The sequence below is a fragment of the Leptospira biflexa serovar Patoc strain 'Patoc 1 (Paris)' genome (assembly GCF_000017685.1).
Classification (GTDB): Bacteria; Spirochaetota; Leptospiria; order Leptospirales; family Leptospiraceae; genus Leptospira_A; species Leptospira_A biflexa.
The window spans coordinates 2045258-2064152 of sequence record NC_010602.1; the positions used below are offsets into that span (position 1 = coordinate 2045258).

Here is an 18895-nt window from a genome sequence, read left to right on the forward strand (position 1 = left end):
GCTCATCAATGTTTGGAATCGATTGGATACTACTACCAGCGGTAGTGAGAGAATGCCTTGTTGGCATCTGCCATCTTTCTGATATCTTCTTTTTTCTTGATCGCAGATCCTGTGCCTTTTTGAGCTTCCATAAATTCTGCAGCCAATTTATTTTTCATAGATTTTTCGTTTCTACCACGGCTGTATTTGATCAGCCATCGGATTCCGAGGGCAAGTCTTCTTTCCGGACGAACTTCGATTGGTACTTGGTATGTCACACCACCCACACGGCGGGATTTCACTTCCACTTGTGGTTTTGCATTTTCCAAAGCTTCTTGGAAAACAGCAAACGGATCTTGTCCTGTTTTTTTCGCAATGACTTCTAATGCATCGTAGAACACAGATTCAGCGACACTTTTTTTACCATCTACCATCAGGCAGTTGATGAATTTCGAGATCACTTTGTCGTTGTATTTTGGATCGCCTTCGATGTGGCGCGGTTCAACTTTTCCTCTTCTTCTAGACATATACCTTTCTCCGATTACGCTTTAGGACGCTTCGCGCCGTATTTAGAACGTCCTTTGCGACGTTTGTCCACACCGAGTGTATCCAGTGTTCCACGAATGATATGATAACGAACCCCTGGTAAATCTTTTACCCTTCCCCCACGAATGAGAACCACGTTGTGTTCTTGGAGGTTATGGCCTTCGCCCGGAATATAAGCAGTCACTTCGATCCCCGTTGTCAAACGAACCCTTGCCACTTTACGAAGTGCCGAGTTCGGTTTTTTAGGAGTGAAAGTCATTACCCGTGTGCAAACACCACGTCTTTGTGGGCATGCTTTTAGAGCGGGAGATTTAGTTCTTTTCTTTTGGTCTTCTCTTCCAATGCGGATGAGCTGGTTAATTGTAGGCATTCGATTCCTTCTTCTACTTCTCTTTTTAAAAAAATAATGACGTTTTCGTCCAAAATTCCAGACAGGGACATTTTGTAAACGAAAACATGTTTTTGTCCCTTGAAACCATCCAAAATTGGAATGGTTTCAAGCAATTACGATTGTTGACTAATCGTCATCGTCCTCATCATCTGAATCGTCAGCTTCTTCTTCCAATTCGTCTTCATCTTCATCTTCTTCTGCCACGAGTTTGGATAAAGTTGCCGTTGAAACAGGTGCTGCTTCTGAAAGTTCAGAAAGTTCTTCTTCCTCTTCTTCTGAATCGAGATCCCAATCTAAGTCCCCAGGCATTTCTTTGAAGACTTCGATGTCACGGTATTTTTTCATACCAGTTCCCGCAGGGATCATATGACCGATGATGACGTTCTCTTTGAGACCCATGAGATTGTCTGTTTTTCCTTTGATGGCCGCATCCGTTAAAACCTTTGTGGTTTCTTGGAAGGAAGCCGCAGAGAAATACGACTCGGTATTGAGGGATGCTTTGGTAAGCCCTAGGAGAACCGGAGTTCCTTGTGCAGGAGATCCCCCCTCTTGTTCGACTCTGTCGTTTTCTTCATCAAAGAGGAATTTATCCACTTGTTGTTGGTTCACGAAGGATGTGTCCCCACTGTCAGTGATGATCACCTTACGAAGCATGGAACGAACCACCACTTCAATGTGTTTATCATTGATATGAACCCCTTGCAAACGGTAGACCTCTTGCACTTCGGATACCAAGTATTCGTGGAGTGCGCTTGGCCCTTTGATCGCAAGGATGTCATGCGGATCAAAATTCCCTTCATCCAACTGGTCACCCCGTTTCACAAAGTCACCTTGGCGAACACGGATTTGTTTTCCGATTGGGATCGCTACTTTTACTTTCTCCTGTTCTGGAGAATCTGGTAGGATATAAAGGATCCGTTTTTCTTTTACGATTTCACCCTTATCTTCAATTTTACCATCGATTTCGGCAAGTGTGCAGGCGTCTTTAGGACGACGAGCTTCAAAAAGTTCATCGACCCGTGGAAGACCACCCGTGATATCACGAGTTTTTTCTGCCACCGATGGGATTTTGAAGATCACATCCCCTTCCCTGACCTTGTCTCCATTTTGGAATTGGAGGAGTGCGTCCACAGGAACAGAATACCCATCGGAACCTACGATGACTTTTGGAACGAGACGGTCTTTTTTCTGTTCAACCACTTTGAGAATGATATTGGAAGTTTTTGGATCCACATCGCGACGAACGTTTTTCCCAATTTCTAAATCTTCCCAAACAATGGTTCCAGCCGTTTCTGAGACAGCAACTTCGTTGTAAGGGTCAAACTCAGCGAGTGCTTTGTTTTCCTCTACAATTTGGCCTTCTTCTGATTTTAAAATCGTTCCGATTTTGACTGGGATGACAATGTCATCACCGAGAATGCGTAAGGTTGTTCCGATGAGGGAAACAGTTCCTGCTTGGTCTGAAGTGATGCGTTGTTCGATGGATTCACCCACTTGTGACGCGAACACTTCCCCTTTTTCCAAACGTTGGCCATCCACAATCCGAACACTCGATAAAGATTCAGTATTGAATTCTTGGATGAGTCGGTTGACAATGATGGTTCCGCGACGAGCAAAAACTTTTGATCCATTTGCGTTTGTCACCAAACGTCCGTTAATGGATTTTACAAGAGATCGGAAAGGAACTTTGTGTTCTTTTTCTTGGATCGTAGCCGATGCCGCACCACCCACGTGGAAGGTTCTCATCGTCAGCTGTGTTCCCGGTTGGCCGATGGATTGTGCCGCAATGGTTCCCACTGCTTCCCCAATCTCTGCAGGCACAAGGCGCGCCATGTCCATACCGTAACATTTTGTGCAAATCCCGTGACGTGAACGGCAAGTCAGAGGTGATCTTACTTTGATTTTATCGTAACCAAGGTTTTCAATCTGTTGGCCAAGTGCTCTTGTGATGAGAGTGTCTTTTGGAAACACCACTTTTTCTGTCACAGGGTCCACAAGATCTTCCGCCGTATACCGACCGAACACTCTGTCCGCAAGGGAAACAATCACGTTTTCCCCTTCTTTTACGATTCCAAGAGTGATATTGGCTTTGGTTCCGCAATCATCTTCAGAAACAATCACGTCCTGAGAGATATCCACAAGACGACGAGTGAGGTAACCGGCATCGGCAGTTTTTAACGCTGTATCCGCAAGACCTTTCCTCGCACCATGTGTAGAGATAAAAAATTCTAATACCCCAAGGCCTTCACGGAAGTTGGAACGAATCGCAAGTTCGATGATTTCCCCAGACGGTTTCGCCATAAGACCTCGCATCCCTGCAAGCTGGCGGATCTGTTGTTTCGAACCACGGGCACCGGATGCTGCCATGACGTATACCGGGTTAAAACCCGCTTGGTCTTTTTCGAGTTCCTTAAACATCCCTTCGGTAATGCGGTCATTGGTTTTGGTCCAAATCTCAATTACCTTTTTACGACGTTCTTCGTTTGTGATGATCCCTTTACGATACTCCATATCCGCTTTTTCAACTTCTTTGTTGGCATCGTTTACGAGTCCCTCTTTTTGAGGAGAAACGCGGATGTCATCAATGGAAATCGTAGGAGCAAATACAGTCGCGTATCGGTAACCGAGGCGTTTGATTTCATCTAACATCACAACAGTGATCCCAGGTCCAAACTTCTCGTATACGTCTGCAATGATTTTGTTTGTTTCTTTATCACCGAGGGTTCTGTTGATATAAACATACCCTTTTGGCATCACTTGGTTGAAGATAAGCCTTCCCGGTGTGGTTTCGATGATTTTCCCTTCGTGTAAAACAGAGATTTTGGAGCGAATTTCTACAGTTTTTGTTTCAATCGCATACATAACCTCTTCAAGCCCTGTGAAGAATTTTCCTTCTCCCTTCGCGTCTTTTACTTCTGAAGTGAGGTAATAAATTCCAAGAACGATATCTTGTGTAGGTCCGCATATCGGCTGTCCATTGGCAGGATTCAAAATGTTATGTGGAGATAACATTAACATCCAAGTTTCGAGCTGTGCTTTAGGAGCGAGCGGAACGTGGATTGCCATTTGGTCCCCGTCAAAGTCGGCGTTAAACGCGTGACAGACGAGAGGGTGGAGTTTGATTGCTTTTCCTTCTACAAGGACTGGTAAAAATGCTTGGATTCCAAGTCTGTGAAGTGTAGGAGCACGGTTTAAGAGAACAGGGTGTTCTTTCACCACAGTTTCCAATACATCAAAAACTTCTTTGTCTTCTGCTTCGATTTTTTTCTTCGCAGATTTGATGTTTGGTGCCAGCTCCAAATCCACAAGGCGTTTCATAATGAATGGTTTGAAAAGTTCCAAAGCCATTTTTTTAGGAAGTCCCATTTGGTGGTATTTGAGTTCTGGACCCACAACGATGACCGAACGACCAGAATAATCCACCCGTTTTCCGAGTAGGTTTTGGCGAAAACGTCCCTGTTTTCCTTTGAGCATATCGGAAATCGACTTTAATGGTCGATTTCCTTTTCCTTTCACAGTTCGTTTGCGTCGGCTGTTATCAAAAAGAGCACCCACTGCTTCTTGTAACATCCGTTTTTCGTTCCGTACGATGATCTCTGGAGCTTTGAGTGCAAGAAGGCGTTTCAAACGGTTGTTACGGTTGATCACACGGCGATACAAATCGTTTAGGTCGGAAGTCGCAAAACGTCCCCCCTCTAATTGCACCATTGGACGTAGTTCTGGTGGAATCACAGGAACTACATCGAGAACCATCCATTCAGGACGGTTTCCGGAATCCCGGAACGCTTCCAAAACTTCTAGGCGTTTGAAAATACGTTTGTCGGAGATTTTGTTTTTATCTTGGATCTTTTGGCGGATCACCCGAGCTTCTGCATCCACGTCGATACGCGCGAGAAGTTCTTTGATGGCGTCCCCACCGATCCCAGCGATAAACTTATCACCGTATTCATCTAAATAATTATGGTATTCATCTTCATCGATGAGTTCCCCTCTGTTCCTTCCGGAATCAGCAGGGTCAATGATCACATACTTCTCAAAGTAAAGGACACTTTTGAGTTGGTTGATCGTCATATCGAGAAGGAGTCCCATACGAGATGGAACAGAACGGTAGTACCAAATGTGTGACACTGGTGCCGCAAGTTCGATATGGCCCATTCTTTCACGACGCACTTTGGAGTGAGTGACCTCTACCCCACATTTGTCGCAAACCACTCCCTTATAACGGATGGATTTGAATTTACCGCAGTAACATTCCCAATCCTTAGTGGTTCCGAAGATTTTTTCACAGAAAAGACCATCTCGTTCCGGTTTTAGGGTACGGTAGTTGATCGTTTCCGGTTTTTTGACTTCCCCGAAAGACCACTCTTTGATCCGCTCGGGTGATGCCAAACGGATCGTAATCGATTCAAAACTATTGTAATTTCTCATACTTTTTCCCTTCCCTAAACGTTTTCAATGGTCTCGAATTTAATTTTCTTTTTGTTTTTCGAGAACTCATCTTCGTAATCAGAGATATCCACTTCCAATCCTTCGGAGTCTTTGATGATGATATCAAGTGCGAGACCTCGGAGTTCTTGTACAAGAACGTTGAAGGATTCAGGGATACCCGGTTTGATCGAGTGGATCCCTTTCACAATTGCTTCGTAAATTCTGGCACGTCCGAGCATGTCATCTGACTTGATGGTCAGTAATTCTTGTAAGGTGTGTGAGGCACCGTATGCTTCGAGTGCCCAAACTTCCATCTCCCCTAACCTTTGTCCCCCGAACTGCGCCTTACCACCCAGTGGTTGTTGTGTTACGAGTGAGTAAGGTCCAGTGGATCTTGCGTGAATTTTGTCATCCACCAAGTGAGCCAGTTTCAACATGTAAATGTATCCACAGAATACTTGGTTGATGAATTTTTCACCAGTCCTTCCATCATATAACTGAAATTTGCTGTTTTCCGGTAATCCTGCTTTTTTGCAGAAATCGTTTACATCACCTTCGGAAGCTCCGTCAAACACAGGGGTTTCAAAATTGATCCCTAGTTTTTTTGCAGCAAATCCAAGTTGAGTTTCAAAGATCTGACCGAGGTTCATACGCGAAGGAACACCGAGTGGGTTGAGTACGATGTCAACTGGAGATCCGTCTTCCATGTATGGCATATCTTCTTGTGCCATCACACGTGCTACGACCCCTTTGTTCCCGTGTCTTCCGGCCATCTTATCACCCACGAGGAGTTTCCGTTTGCGAGCCACGTAAACTTTTACCATTTCTTCCACGCCAGCAGCGAGTTCATCGCCTGTTTCACGGGAATAACGTTTGATATCGATGACAGTTCCTTCGAAACCGTTTGGCATACGGAGTGAGGAATCCCTAACTTCTTTTGCCTTCTCTCCAAAAATGGAGTGTAATAGTTTGTATTCAGGTGTGAGGTCTGTTTCCCCTTTTGGAGTCACCATCCCAACTAGGATGTCTCCAGGTTTTACCTCTGCACCCACACGGATCACACCAGACTCATCCAAATCACGGAACGCTTTGTCCGAAAGGTTTGGAATGTCACGAGTGATTTGTTCTTGTCCGAGTTTCGTTTCCCGAGCTTGGATTTCGAATTCTTCAATGTGGATGGAAGAGAAAACATCGTCTTTGATGATTCGTTCAGAAATTAAAATCGCATCCTCAAAGTTGTATCCTTCCCAAGGCATAAAGGCAACGAGAACATTTCGTCCAAGTGCCAAATACCCAGCGTCAGTGGATGGCCCGTTGGCTAGGACAGTTCCTTTTTGAAGGATCTGACCGAAGTCACCGTATTTTTCCCCTTTGATGATTTGTCCGGCAACTGGAGCTCCAATTCCTACCTCTTGTCCTTCTTTGACAACAGCATGGAACTGAACTTCATCAGAAAGAAGAAGTTCATGAGTTTCTTTTTCTCCGTTAGGAGTTGTCACTTCGACACGTTCTTTCGAAACCTTACTTACCTTGCCACCAGTTGTGGTGTGTAACATGGATACGTTTGGTTTTTGGTTAAAACAAGTACCTTGGTTGGTTTTTTTGAATTTAATGAGTGGGTAATGGACAATCTCTTTGGATTGGTCTTCTTTGATCCAAACACCTGTTGCATCCACTTTGGAAACCACACCATCTTTTTTCGCAACGATACAAACCCCTGCGTCATAAGCCGCACGAGCTTCCATACCAGTTCCGACAAAAGGAGCCTCTTCTGTTAAGAGTGGTACCGCTTGGCGTTGCATGTTGGAACCCATGAGGGCACGGTTCGCGTCATCATGTTCTAAGAACGGAATGAGAGCTGTGGAAACTGAGACCACTTGCAAGGGAGCAAGATCCATGTATTGGATTTCAGCTGGGCTACGGAAAGGGAAATCCCCTCTATGACGAGTGGAAATGAGTTTGGAAGTGAATTCTCCCTTCTCATCCACAGTCGAATTTGACTGCGCCATATAATGGTATTCTTCTTTGTCCGCAGTGAGGTATTCCACTTGTTTTTGGACTTTTCCATTCTTTACAAGGCGGTATGGAGTTTCAATGAATCCATAATCGTTCACACGTGCAAAACTAGACATGGAAAGAATGAGACCAATGTTTGGACCTTCCGGTGTTTCAATGGGGCACATACGACCGTAGTGAGAATAATGAACGTCACGAACCTCAAAACCTGCTCTATCACGAGAAAGTCCACCAGGCCCAAGAGCGTTTAACCTACGTTTGTGCGTAAGTTCTGCCAAGGGATTGGTTTGGTCCATAAACTGAGAGAGTTGCGAAGATCCAAAAAACTCATTGATCACTGCTGTGATTGGTTTGATGGAGATAAGAAGCTGAGGAGTTTGTTGTTCCGGCTCCTGTACTGTCATCCTTTCTTTGATGACTCGTTCCACTCTGGAAAAACCAAGTTTCAATTGGTTAGCGATGAGTTCCCCCACCGAACGGATCCTTCTGTTTCCTAAGTGGTCAATGTCATCTGGGTAATAATTTTCCGCTTCTGACATAAGCATCACAAGGTAACGAACGGTTTCGATGATGTCTTGTTTTCGGAGAACCCGATCATCTGCTTTTGAGAATTCTTTTGGATTGTTGAACTCGAATTTGCTATTGATTTTGTAACGACCAACAATTCCTAAATCAAACGTTTTTGGAGAGAAAAAGAGGCGTTTTAACTCAGCTTCCGCGTTTTCAATCGTAGAAGGTTCCCCTGGACGCATGATCGTGTGAAATTTTTTCACTGCATCCTCGTAGTCGTTCACTCCGTCTTTTTCTAGGCAATTGATGAGAACTGGATTGTCTTTTCCTTTTGGAAATTCGATGACATCCACTTCTTTTACCTTCATTTCACGAAGGATGGAGATATTGTCTTCGTTAATTTTGGAACCAGCATCGAGCATTACCTCACCGGTTTCCATATTGATAATATCCGCAATGGTTCGGCGGCCAATCAGACGTTTGAGGTCTTTTGGATTGGCACCAGCGATTTTCATTTTGCTAGATCCGTAGAAAAGGCGAAGTACTTCTTCGTTTGTTCCCATACCCATGGCTTTCACAAGGAGAGTCGCTGGGAATTTTTTCTTACGGTCGATTTTGGCAACGAGGATTCCCTTGTTGTCCATCTCGAATTCTAACCATGATCCACGATAAGGAATCACTCGGGCAGAAAATGTATCTCGTACTTGGTCATACGAAAAGAAAATACCAGGAGATCGGTGTAACTGGCTTACCACTACCCTTTCGGCACCATTGATGATGAAAGTTCCGTGGTCTGTCATCACAGGAAGGTCACCCATGTAGACGACTTGTTCGCGGATTTCACCGGTGTCTTTGATGATGAGACGGATGACTGCTTTCAGTGGAACAGCAAAAGAAGAATCAGTGTCTTTGCACTCTTGGGGATCGCGTTTCGGCTCTCCCAAAACGTAATGGCCATATTCCATGACCATATCGTTGTTTGGTGATTCGATTGGGAATGATTCGCGGAATACCGCTTCCAACCCTTGGTTCAAACGTTTCGTCGGATCTTTCACTTCCGACTGGAGGAACCAATCAAAGGATTTTTTCTGTACGTAGATAAGATTAGGAAGTAAATTGAGGTCGGTAATTTTACCGAAATTTACCCGGTTTCTAATTTGCATTCGGGTATGCATGGAATACTCTCCCTAGAGACGTCAAAATAATAGATGGTATGATAAACGAAAAAATAGAGGTGGGGACGCCTACGGCCTCCCTGCCTCTAAGTTTTTGAAGACTGGGTTTAAAAATTGGCAACCGATTAACCGGCAGCAGCAACTTCTACTTGAGCCCCAACACCTTCGAGTTTTTTCTTAATATCAGCAGCTTCGTCTTTAGAAACCCCTTCTTTCACTGATTTTCCACCAGCTTCTACAAGAGTTTTCGCATCTGCCAATCCAAGACCAGTGATTTCGCGAACGAGTTTAATAACGTCGATCTTTTTGTCACCGTGTGCTTTCAAGATAACATTGAAAGTTGCTGGTTCTTCAGCAGCAGCAGCGCCACCACCTGCACCCGCAACAGCCGCTACCGCAACCGGTGCAGCAGCAGAAATCCCGAATTTCTCCTCCATCTTTTTCACTAGGTCAGCAGCCTGAACTAATGTAAGACTTCCAATTTGTTCTAATAGCGCGTCAACAGACATCTATATTCTCCTTATCCTACTAATCACTATGATTACTAATTGCCGTTTTTCTCGGCTACAGCATTGATGGCGCGTGCCAATGATGCCATGATTTGATTGATTCCAGAAGCAATTTGCGTCGCAGGAGCATTGATCCCACGAGCCACTTGCGCGAGAAGTTCTTGTTTGGACGGAAGTCCAGCAATCGCCTCTACTCCAGATTTTCCCAAAACCTCACCGTCCATATAGCCGGTTTTGATTTCGAGTTCCTTCTTATCTTTTGCAAAGTCCTTACAAACCTTCGCTACTGCTGGAAGTGCATCCAGAGAGAAAATTGCTGCAAGGGGGCCTTTGTAAACATCCCCAAAATCAATGGAGTTGTTTTTATGTTCAGAAGACTCTTTTAATGCACGGAGGAACAGGTTGTTTTTAATCACCTTCATCTCCGATCCTTCTTTGCGAAGCTTCGCACGAAGGTTGGACATATCTTCAACAGTTAAACCACTGTAAGATGCTAAAATAAAGTTAGGTCGTTTTTCCAAACGAGTCTTTAGTTCTGTTACTGCTTCAATTTTAGATGGATTTGCCATGTTTCTTACTCGTTATATGTTCGCGTTTACTAGTTCTTTTACATCGACTTTTACGCCGATTCCCATCGTTGCCGCAACAGAGAAAGACTTTAAGTAGTCACCCTTCGCATCAGAAGGTTTGTCTTTCATAAGGGCAGCCACAACCGCATTGATGTTGTCAGAAAGTTTGTCGTCAGAGAAGGAACATTTTCCCACTCCCAAGTGAACCACTCCCCCTTTGTCAGGGCGGTATTCAATTCGACCCGCTTTGAGTTCTTTCACTGCTTTGGAAACATCAGTTGTCACAGTTCCTGCTTTTGGTTTTGGCATAAGGCCTTTACGACCAAGGACAGGTCCAAGTTTACCCACTTCCTTCATCATATCAGGAGTTGCCACACAAGCATCAAAATCAGTCCAACCACCGGATACTTTCTCGATTAAGTCCATATCCCCAACAAAGTCAGCACCCGCTTCCCTTGCTTCGTTTTGTTTGTCTCCTTTGCAGAAAACCAAAACTTTGATCGTTTTTCCAGTTCCATGCGGAAGAGAGATTGTCCCTCTTACGTTTTGGAGAGATTTATAATTGATTTTTGTCGAGATCTCTAAAGTTCCGTCGAACTTTGAGTAACTGGTCGCTTTCGCTAAACCGACTGCCTCACCAAGGGTATAAGCCTTTGTGCGATCGACTTTTTCTTTGAGTTGGATGTACTTTTTGCCGCGTTTCATGACTTCGGTTCCCGTTTCTTTATGATTACTCGACGTTAACACCCATGGAACGGCATGTTCCAGCAATGATTTTCACTGCTGCATCCATATCGTTTGCATTGAGGTCTTCCATCTTCGTTTTTGCTATTTCTTCAAGTTGTGCGCGTTTGATTGTTCCCACTTTCACAGTGTGTGGAGTGGCTGATCCGCCTTGTAAACCAAGAGCCTTCATCACAAGAAGAGCTGCTGGAGGGGATTTGGTGACGAAAGTAAAACTTCTGTCTGAATAAACAGTGATCACCACTGGGAGTTTGAGTCCCATTTGGTTTTTCGATCTTTCGTTGAACTGTTTACAAAATTCCATAATGTTCAGTCCGGCCTGACCTAACGCAGGACCTACCGGAGGAGCTGGGTTTGCTTTCCCTGCTTCTACTTGGAGTTTAATTTGTTTTACTACTTTCTTTGCAGCCATCTCGTTTCAAGTTCCTTACTAAAAGTCAATCTACCAGTTCTATTGTTCCGATTTTACCTGGAGGTAATCCAACTCCACGGGAGTGGATCTTCCGAAAATTTCGACTCGAACACGAAGCCTTCCCTTATCAGGAAAAATTTCGTCCACAAGTCCTGTGAAATTCGCAAACGGACCATCTATAATTTTCAATGTTTCGCCCACTTTGAAGAGGAAACGTGGTCGTGATACTTCTTCCGACTCCACATTCCCCACATCACTGAAAAGATTTTTGATCTCATCCAGTGAAAGTGGTTCCGGACCTTTTCCTTTTCCGCCTACAAACGTAGACACAGAAGGTAAGTTCTGGATTTTAAATCGAAGGTCATCCGTCATGTTCATCTCAACAAGAACATAACCCGGCATGAGTTTTTTCTTGGTGACCTTCTTTTTGCCGTTTTTCATTTCGGCAACTTCCATCGATGGAATTTTTACCGAAAAAATTTGGTCTTCCAGTTTTTGTTGTTGGACCATCTTTTCAATGTTTGTTTTCACCTTATTCTCGTGACCGGAATAAGTCTGAAGCACATACCATTTTTTATCTAAAGAATCGCCCACTACTCTTACCTATGTTCCTAATGCCCAGAACCACTTTAACAACTTCAGGAAAACAAAATCCGAAGCTGATAAAAATAGGGAAAAGATAAATACTGTAACTAGGACTACAACGGTAGAACTCACTACTTCTTGGCGCGTAGGCCAATGTACTTTTTCAAGTTCTGCTTTACATTCCTGAATGAAACTCGTAGCTTTCATTGATCCTTGTCCTGTTCTCTAATTCTATATATTCTGTAGTCTGGCAGGGCTGGAGAGAATCGAACTCCCACCAAGGACTTTGGAGATCCTAGTTCTACCATTAAACTACAGCCCTAATACAAGCCCTCTACCAGGCTTGAACTGGTGACCCCTTCCTTACCATGGAAGTGCTCTACCACTGAGCTAAGAGGGCAAACGTTTCCCACCCAAGCGCGGGTTTCCAAGCGAGGCTAGGTTTTTTACACTATTTTAAATGAGGCTCATTGGTCAATGGAAAATGAGTTTATTTCCTGGAAATGGTAAAAAAACAGGAAAATTGGTGAAATTCCTGTGTGATTTTAGTTGTGGATTTCCCGGTTCGATAATAGAACCATGTGGGAAACACCCACCGCATAAGGAATGATTCGTGGCGAAACCGTTTGTAGAATTAGAAGCACAAATACCCGATTTAGTAAAGGCAAAATCGAAAATCGTCGTCCGTTCCTCACGGATGAATCGCCAACTCGAACAATATGTTTTAGGTCTCATCACGAACATCCTTTCGGAAGTGGGCCAATCCCAATTTGTTGAGATGCTATATACCATCTCAAAAGAGCTCACGATCAACGGAATCAAAGCGAACCAAAAACGAGTTTTTTTTGAAGACGAAGGGCTCGACATCACCGATGAAACAGATTATTTTAAAGGGATCAAAGAATACTCAAAAAAATTCTCGGAAAAGATGGCTGATGAATATGGGAAACGTTGCCTGGCCCGTGGTGTCTATGTGCAAATCAAATTCCATTATTGTTTGGACGGCCTTCTAGTCGAAGTGACAAACAATACTCCCGTCATCAAAACAGAAGAAGTTCGGATGCGGGAAAAAATGAAGAAGTCCATGGGTTATAATGACATCGCTGAATTTTATATGGACAATATGGACAATACCGAAGGCGCAGGACTTGGGATTGCTCTCATCATGATCCTTCTGAAAAACGAAGGAGTTGATCCCAATTTATTTCGGATCATCACACATGCTGACCGCACCGTTGCTAGGGTTGAAATCCCATTTAACGATAATTATGTGTCGTTTCGAAGCGCAGAACTTGCGGAAATTTAATTCGTAATTCCACCTCCCCTACTCTCCTAGATTTGTATCGACCTAGTGTCCACCCTTTTTGAAACTGGTGGACATGGAATTAAAAGGTGCAAACATTCTCGTCACCGGATCTGCCGGTGGACTCGGAAAGGCAATGGCATACCGATTGGGTAAGTCAGGTGCCAATATCATTCTCTCGGACATTCAAAAAGACAAATTGGACGAAACCGTATCTCTCTTCCAAAAAGAGGGAATCAAAACCACAGGGATCGTTGCCAATGTGGCCAAAGAAGAAGACAGCATCCGACTGATTGAAGAAGCGGCGGCTTTCCAAGGAAGCCTTGATGTTGCGATCCTCAATGCTGGGATCTTACGGGATGGACTCCTCATCCGCGTAGACAAAGAAACAGGAAAAGTGAAAGGTAAGATGGGTCTTGACCAATGGCAATCGGTGATCGATGTCAATTTAACCGGAGTTTTCCTGACTGGTAGAGAAGCCGCGGCAAAAATGGTCGAACAAAAAAAGGGAGTCATCATCCCCATTGCCTCCATTGCCATGCATGGAAACTCAGGGCAAACCAATTACAGTGCCGCAAAAGCTGGTGTCGCTGCAATGACTGTCACCTGGTCAAAAGAACTCGCTAAATTTGGAATCAGAGTGGCAGGGATTGCTCCAGGATTCATAGGAACTGAAATGGTTCTAAAAGATATGAACCCAGAAGCTCTTGAAAAGTGGAAGTCCATCATTCCTGTCGGAAGGCTTGGAGAACCAGATGAAATTGCATCCACTGCTGAATTCATTATCACAAACGATCTTGTGACTGGAGTCGTATTAGAAATCTCTGGTGGTGTCCGAATCTAACTTTGATTAGTCCTTTTTTGCCTTCTTTTATAGCACTGAGGGCAAAAAGGGTACGCTCATTGATTCATTATTTTTTTAACATTCTGCAAAAATTTCGTAGGTAAATAAGGTATTCATTCGTCATAAGGATATAACGGAAATCCTTACTGATGAAAATAAAAACAGAACTTTCGAAACAACAATTGGAACAAGCGATCAAAGGAATACAAGGGATTGCGCATCCAATTCGTTTACTCATCCTTTATACCCTCGCCAAAGAAGAAAAAACTGTTGGCCAACTTGTAGAATTACTGGGAACAAGCCAATCAGCAGCCTCTCAACACTTAAGCAAAATGAAAAACAATGGAATATTAGAATCAAGAAAATCTTCGAACCAAGTCTTTTATCGTTTGAAAGACGCGAAGTTCAAAGATCTCATCCAAACCATTGTGAAAGTGTACAAAAAGTAAGCGTCATTTCGCCTCTTGTTCTAAGAGGTGGACATATTCTTGAATGGAATCCTGGAGGTTGGTAAAACCAAAGGGATAGCCAACTCCTGCTAACTTTTCCATATCCGCGCAGGTATAGTATTGGTATTTGCCTTTGAGTGATTCGGGCATTTCTACATATTCAATGTTTACTTGTGTGTTCATGGCTTTAAAGAGTGCGGAAGCTAAATCATTCCAAGTTTCCGCCATACCACGTCCCACATTGTACAATCCGAATTTTCGTTCACTCAGTAAATAGATACTGATCTTACTGGCATCCTTGACATAAAGAAAATCACGTTTTTGTTCTCCATCTTTGTATTCGGGTTTATAAGACTTAAACAGTTTGAGTTTGCCTGTGTCTCGGATTTGTTCATACCCTTTGAGAACTAAACTGCGCATGTCACCTTTATGCGCTTCTCCATAACCAAACACATTGAAATACTTTAGGCCGATGAGTTTGTCGGCAATTTTTGTTTGTTTGGCATACAGATCAAAAAGATGTTTCGAGTATCCATACATATTCAAAGGTTTTAGGTTTTCAATGGGAGCTTTGTCATCATAACCAAATTCCCCTTCACCATAAGTGGCAGCACTCGAAGCATATAAAAAGGGAATGTTTTTTCCTACAGCAAATTCCGCGAGCTTTTTCGTATAACGGAAGTTATTCTGGATTAGGTAAGTTGCATCTTTTTCTGTGGTGGCAGAACAAGCACCAAGATGGTAAATTTCAGAAATGTCTGAGAGGATGGAATGGCCCGAATCTAAAAATGACTCAAACTGGTCTTTTTCATAATAGTCCAAAAAAAAATTACGCTGGAGGTTCTTCCATTTTTCAGTGGTTCCCAAATGATCCACAACCAAAATATCGGTCTTCCCATTGTGATTTAGGTCTTCTATGATCTGCGAACCAATAAGACCCGCGCCGCCTGTAACTAATGTGAGTTTTTTTGCCATCTCTCTGATGATTCTTTTTTCCTAAGAGAATCCATCTATCAACTTTTCTTTGGGAATTAGGAAAAGAAATCCAATTCCCAACTTATAAGGTATCAATCCATTTCCCAAATCGTTCCTCTACCAGTTTGACAGTTTCAGGAAGTGGGATGAGGACTTCCGGAATCCAAGGTTTCATTCGGCAATCAAATACGATGGGGATTTGGTAGGAGATATGATTTCGAATGGTTTCTGTTCTCGCATACACATCGGAGGCAGGTTCCATTCGCGTAAACATGGTCCAGATAAAATCCGAATCAGTTTTTACGGCATCTTCCGAGTCATCCACTAAAAACACATATGAGAAGTGACCCAAATCCTCAGACAGTAAGGCTTCCGCCAAACGATCATTTGGTTGGAATTCCGATCCTTTGACGACGAGAACCCCCGGTAAAAATACCTTAGGGTTTTGGAAACGTTTGTCTTTGAACCTTCCATTGAATTGTGTGGGAAGGTTTGGATTCGGACTTGGTTTGTTCGGGTCTGTGATCCCCATCCACAAAAGTTTACTCCCCTTGTTTACGGTCCCACTGGTATAATCAAGTGTGTCTTGGCTGATATTGCTAAAGATAAAAAAATCAGTCTTTGGGTCACAACGTTCTGTAATCACTCGAAACGTTTCTGAAAAATTTTTTAAGTTCACTCGTTCATTGGTCACAAGCAAACACTTCGTTAACGAAAGTTGCCCTTCTCCTAAAATGCGAAGTGCCCCCATAAAAGCTTCCCGGAAATACCGTTCCTTCACAATGGCAGCTGCCAGAGAATGAACCCCTGACTCTTCATACGCCCATACTCCGAGCACCTGTGGCATCACAAGGGGAAACATTGGCGATAACAAATCTTGCAAAAATTCTGCTATGTAATGGTCTTCCTGGGGAGGTCGTCCCACAACTGTGGCAGCCCAAATCGCATCCTTTCTATGCAGGATATGATTGAGATCCAAATATGGATAGTCGTGTAATAATGAATAATACCCATAATGGTCACCAAAGGGACCTTCTGGTCTTCGTAATTTAGGAGGGATGGTCCCAATGAGAGCAAAATCTGCATCGGCAACAATGGGATACGGAGATACCAATTTGTCCCGTTTCATCCGGAGTTTTTCTCCCATCAAAAAAGAAGCAAAGACAAGTTCTGGGATCTCTTCTGGGAGTGGTGCCACTGCGGCTATCGTGAGTGCTGGTGGACCGCCGATATACACATGGGCTTGGAGCGCTTGTCCTTGTTTTTCCGCTTCATAGTAATGGAACCCACCCCCTCTATGGATTTGGATGTGCATTCCGACAGTCTTTTCACCAAACAACTGCACACGGTACATTCCCAAATTGCCATTGCCTGATTCGGGATGCTCCGTATACACAAGTGGCAGGGTGACAAAGGGACCACCATCTTTTGGCCAAGAGACAAGCTGTGGGAGCTCTTCCACACGCGAAACGGAACCTTGGAGTATGGGAGCACGGCGGACTTGTTTTAAACCCACTTGGAAGGGCAAAAGGCCGAGAGATCGTTCTTTCCAGAGTTTGGAAAGACGAGGAGGAAACATTTCTTTGGCAAGTTTGGCAAGCCTTGCTATCGTTTGGACTGGTTTCGGGCCAAAGGCAAGATGGATTCGTTTTTCAGATCCATAGAGGTTGGTTGCTACGGGAAATTTTGTGCCTTTGACATTTGTGAAAAGCAGTGCTGGTCCTTTTTTGGCGACCACTCGCCTTTGGATTTCTGCAAGTTCCAGATACGGATCCACCAGGTCAGAAATGACATGGAGTTCCCCCTCCTTTTGCAAAAGTTGTACAAAATCATTCGTAGATCGTAGTGATGCCATAAAAAGGAATAGACGGCTCCTTATTTTCTTAGACGCTTAGGGGCATAAATTCTATGTCCCAAGAACCAAATACTTCACAACCTATCATTACCGATATCAAAAGAATTGCAGTCTGTGGCGGATCACTTGGAAGAGAACGAAGGTCCTATGTACGTGGACAGGTGGTCGATGTAGGGATCACCGATCTCATGAAAGCAGATGGCCTTTGGGATTTAGTCACTGGTTTATTCATAGGTGAAGAGACAAAAATTACACCCTTTCTCGATTTTTCACTGGCTCCAGTCCGAAAACCAATTCTGAAACTCGAAGTCTATGATTCTACAGGCAAATTGATTTATACATCAGGGAAAATCAAAGCGGACGAAGATGGTTTTTTTTCCTGTGAAATCCGAGACAAACTACCCGTTGGTTTTCATGATTTCCAAGTGATCCTCGAAGGGTTAGATAGTTTTCGGCAATACTCAAAAGACTTGGCTCACCTCAATGCGACCGAAAATTCAATCCTTGGAAAAACAACCATTGTGGGAAAAGGGAAACTTCGAATTTTACCTGAGGATTACCAAGGGATCGTCACAACATCTGATATCGACCAAACGTATCTTGCCACAGACATCCACTCCGGAAAAGGAAAGTTCACGGCCTTATTTGAAACACCAAACCAAAAACAGGCATTGCCTGGAATGCCTGAATTGTACCGAGAATTACGAATCGCACTCGAAAATGCACCACTCGCTTTCATTTCAGCAAGCCCACATTTTTTTAGACGCACGATGCTTGCAACCATTGCCAAGGACAATATCCAAATTGAATCCCTCCATCTAAAGTATTTAGAAGGAACCATCAAAGGTGTATTCGATAAAGTGATCGATACCATTTTTAATCCTTTAGAATTCTTTCAAAATGGATTCAAACCTGCATGGTCACGGACTAAAAAATTCCTTGGTGCATCCTACCAAAGTTTATTCGACCAAATGTCCTACAAACTTTCCATCCTACTTTATGATCGAATTTATTTACCGACCCAAGCAAAAGAAATTTTACTCGGTGATAATACGGAATCTGATTATATGATTTTTACACTCTACCAATTGATTTGTATGGGAAAACTTTCTGGAGATGAACTGGAAGAATACTTATATAAATTAAACTTTTTAGGACGAGACGCCATCACAAGAGATGCGGCAAAAAAAATTCGTTTGTATTCGGAAGAAATCCTTCGCATCCATGGACCAAAGAACCCAGTGGTACTCAGTCTCATCAATCGAACAACCCACGGTCCAAATGAATCGGATATGTTACAAAAAGTAAAGGAAGCTTTACCTGAGGGTTGTTACGAAAAGGAATTTGGGACAAAACAAGCATTTTATGGAACTGAGGGAGCGATTGGAATGGCAATCATACTAGAAAAATATGGATTCCTTGATTCCAACCAAATCCTAACAGTGATTGCAGGTATGATTGGTAAAGTTCTGGAAGGCAAATTAGTCGACGAAACATATTTGATGAAACAACTCGAAGAATTAACGCTCCCGAAAGATACAGAAGGAACAAGAGCCAAAATCAAAGAAAGTTTGACAGCAGCATTCCAGAAGGAATAAACTTGGA

General features: G+C 43.4%; 16 protein-coding genes and 2 tRNA genes. 4 read left to right on the forward strand and 14 right to left on the reverse strand.

Going from position 1 to position 18895, the window contains the following annotated elements; genetic code table 11:
- Positions 1-32: 32 nt before the first annotated feature.
- From rpsG to LEPBI_RS09780, 12 genes are all read right to left on the reverse strand, one after another.
- Positions 33-506: a 30S ribosomal protein S7 gene (gene rpsG, locus LEPBI_RS09725; protein WP_012388943.1), complete on the reverse strand. Its 474-nt coding sequence runs from the start codon at positions 504-506 to the stop codon at positions 33-35.
- 14 nt (positions 507-520) lie between these two features.
- Positions 521-895 (reverse strand): 30S ribosomal protein S12, encoded by a 375-nt coding sequence (gene rpsL, locus LEPBI_RS09730; protein WP_004783543.1) that lies wholly within the window; start codon positions 893-895, stop codon positions 521-523.
- Between the two features lie 147 nt (positions 896-1042).
- A complete protein-coding gene (gene rpoC / locus LEPBI_RS09735) occupies positions 1043-5344 on the reverse strand; it encodes a DNA-directed RNA polymerase subunit beta' (RefSeq protein ID WP_012388944.1) in 4302 nt (1433 codons plus the stop codon).
- Between the two features lie 14 nt (positions 5345-5358).
- Positions 5359-9045, reverse strand: coding sequence for a DNA-directed RNA polymerase subunit beta (gene rpoB, locus LEPBI_RS09740; RefSeq protein WP_012388945.1), 3687 nt, complete (start codon positions 9043-9045; stop codon positions 5359-5361).
- A 125-nt stretch (positions 9046-9170) separates the two neighbouring features.
- The gene (gene rplL, locus LEPBI_RS09745; RefSeq protein ID WP_012388946.1) at positions 9171-9554 is read right to left on the reverse strand and encodes a 50S ribosomal protein L7/L12; all 384 of its coding nucleotides are present in this window, start codon (positions 9552-9554) and stop codon (positions 9171-9173) included.
- Positions 9555-9589: 35 nt separating this feature from the next.
- The gene (rplJ, locus tag LEPBI_RS09750) at positions 9590-10123 is read right to left on the reverse strand and encodes a 50S ribosomal protein L10 (protein WP_012388947.1); all 534 of its coding nucleotides are present in this window, start codon (positions 10121-10123) and stop codon (positions 9590-9592) included.
- A gap of 12 nt (positions 10124-10135) precedes the next feature.
- Entirely contained in the window at positions 10136-10828 is a 693-nt protein-coding gene (rplA, locus tag LEPBI_RS09755) for a 50S ribosomal protein L1 (protein WP_012388948.1), read from the reverse strand.
- Between the two features lie 25 nt (positions 10829-10853).
- A complete protein-coding gene (gene rplK, locus LEPBI_RS09760) occupies positions 10854-11279 on the reverse strand; it encodes a 50S ribosomal protein L11 (protein WP_012388949.1) in 426 nt (141 codons plus the stop codon).
- Positions 11280-11318: 39 nt separating this feature from the next.
- A complete protein-coding gene (gene nusG / locus LEPBI_RS09765) occupies positions 11319-11873 on the reverse strand; it encodes a transcription termination/antitermination protein NusG (protein ID WP_012388950.1) in 555 nt (184 codons plus the stop codon).
- Between the two features lie 9 nt (positions 11874-11882).
- Positions 11883-12071: a preprotein translocase subunit SecE gene (secE, locus tag LEPBI_RS09770; protein WP_002973751.1), complete on the reverse strand. Its 189-nt coding sequence runs from the start codon at positions 12069-12071 to the stop codon at positions 11883-11885.
- Between the two features lie 41 nt (positions 12072-12112).
- Positions 12113-12186: transfer RNA gene (locus LEPBI_RS09775), tRNA-Trp, on the reverse strand.
- 6 nt (positions 12187-12192) lie between these two features.
- Positions 12193-12264, reverse strand: a tRNA-Thr gene (locus tag LEPBI_RS09780).
- Positions 12265-12477: 213 nt separating this feature from the next.
- Between LEPBI_RS09780 and LEPBI_RS09785 the strand changes: the two genes are divergently transcribed.
- The 3 genes from LEPBI_RS09785 to LEPBI_RS09795 all read left to right on the forward strand — a co-directional run bounded on the left by LEPBI_RS09785 (position 12478) and on the right by LEPBI_RS09795 (position 14460).
- A complete protein-coding gene (locus LEPBI_RS09785; protein ID WP_012388951.1) occupies positions 12478-13170 on the forward strand; it encodes a hypothetical protein in 693 nt (230 codons plus the stop codon).
- Positions 13171-13243: 73 nt separating this feature from the next.
- A complete protein-coding gene (locus LEPBI_RS09790; RefSeq protein ID WP_012388952.1) occupies positions 13244-14011 on the forward strand; it encodes an SDR family NAD(P)-dependent oxidoreductase in 768 nt (255 codons plus the stop codon).
- A gap of 149 nt (positions 14012-14160) precedes the next feature.
- Entirely contained in the window at positions 14161-14460 is a 300-nt protein-coding gene (locus LEPBI_RS09795; RefSeq protein ID WP_012388953.1) for an ArsR/SmtB family transcription factor, read from the forward strand.
- A 3-nt stretch (positions 14461-14463) separates the two neighbouring features.
- Here LEPBI_RS09795 and rfaD read toward each other — a convergent pair whose 3' ends face one another.
- Together rfaD and LEPBI_RS09805 are read right to left on the reverse strand one after the other, a co-directional pair.
- The gene (rfaD, locus tag LEPBI_RS09800; protein WP_012388954.1) at positions 14464-15435 is read right to left on the reverse strand and encodes an ADP-glyceromanno-heptose 6-epimerase; all 972 of its coding nucleotides are present in this window, start codon (positions 15433-15435) and stop codon (positions 14464-14466) included.
- An 82-nt stretch (positions 15436-15517) separates the two neighbouring features.
- Positions 15518-17290 (reverse strand): UbiD family decarboxylase, encoded by a 1773-nt coding sequence (locus LEPBI_RS09805; protein ID WP_012388955.1) that lies wholly within the window; start codon positions 17288-17290, stop codon positions 15518-15520.
- A 44-nt stretch (positions 17291-17334) separates the two neighbouring features.
- Here LEPBI_RS09805 and LEPBI_RS09810 point away from each other — a divergent pair, with 44 nt between their 5' ends.
- Positions 17335-18888, forward strand: a complete 1554-nt coding sequence (locus LEPBI_RS09810; protein ID WP_420804600.1) for a phosphatase domain-containing protein — start codon at positions 17335-17337, stop codon at positions 18886-18888.
- Positions 18889-18895: the final 7 nt, after the last annotated feature.

What these genes read in the sequence shown, in the direction of transcription:
- LEPBI_RS09795 (WP_012388953.1), top strand. Translation starts at nt 14,161, where the DNA reads ATGAAAATAAAAACAGAACTTTCGAAACAACAATTGGAACAAGCGATC.
- rplK (WP_012388949.1), bottom strand. Translation starts at nt 11,279, where the DNA reads ATGGCTGCAAAGAAAGTAGTAAAACAAATTAAACTCCAAGTAGAAGCA.
- rfaD (WP_012388954.1), bottom strand. Translation starts at nt 15,435, where the DNA reads ATGGCAAAAAAACTCACATTAGTTACAGGCGGCGCGGGTCTTATTGGT.
- rpsL (WP_004783543.1), bottom strand. Translation starts at nt 895, where the DNA reads ATGCCTACAATTAACCAGCTCATCCGCATTGGAAGAGAAGACCAAAAG.
- LEPBI_RS09805 (WP_012388955.1), bottom strand. Translation starts at nt 17,290, where the DNA reads ATGGCATCACTACGATCTACGAATGATTTTGTACAACTTTTGCAAAAG.
- rpsG (WP_012388943.1), bottom strand. Translation starts at nt 506, where the DNA reads ATGTCTAGAAGAAGAGGAAAAGTTGAACCGCGCCACATCGAAGGCGAT.
- LEPBI_RS09790 (WP_012388952.1), top strand. Translation starts at nt 13,244, where the DNA reads ATGGAATTAAAAGGTGCAAACATTCTCGTCACCGGATCTGCCGGTGGA.
- rplJ (WP_012388947.1), bottom strand. Translation starts at nt 10,123, where the DNA reads ATGGCAAATCCATCTAAAATTGAAGCAGTAACAGAACTAAAGACTCGT.
- rpoB (WP_012388945.1), bottom strand. Translation starts at nt 9,045, where the DNA reads ATGCATACCCGAATGCAAATTAGAAACCGGGTAAATTTCGGTAAAATT.
- rplL (WP_012388946.1), bottom strand. Translation starts at nt 9,554, where the DNA reads ATGTCTGTTGACGCGCTATTAGAACAAATTGGAAGTCTTACATTAGTT.
- rpoC (WP_012388944.1), bottom strand. Translation starts at nt 5,344, where the DNA reads ATGAGAAATTACAATAGTTTTGAATCGATTACGATCCGTTTGGCATCA.
- secE (WP_002973751.1), bottom strand. Translation starts at nt 12,071, where the DNA reads ATGAAAGCTACGAGTTTCATTCAGGAATGTAAAGCAGAACTTGAAAAA.
- rplA (WP_012388948.1), bottom strand. Translation starts at nt 10,828, where the DNA reads ATGAAACGCGGCAAAAAGTACATCCAACTCAAAGAAAAAGTCGATCGC.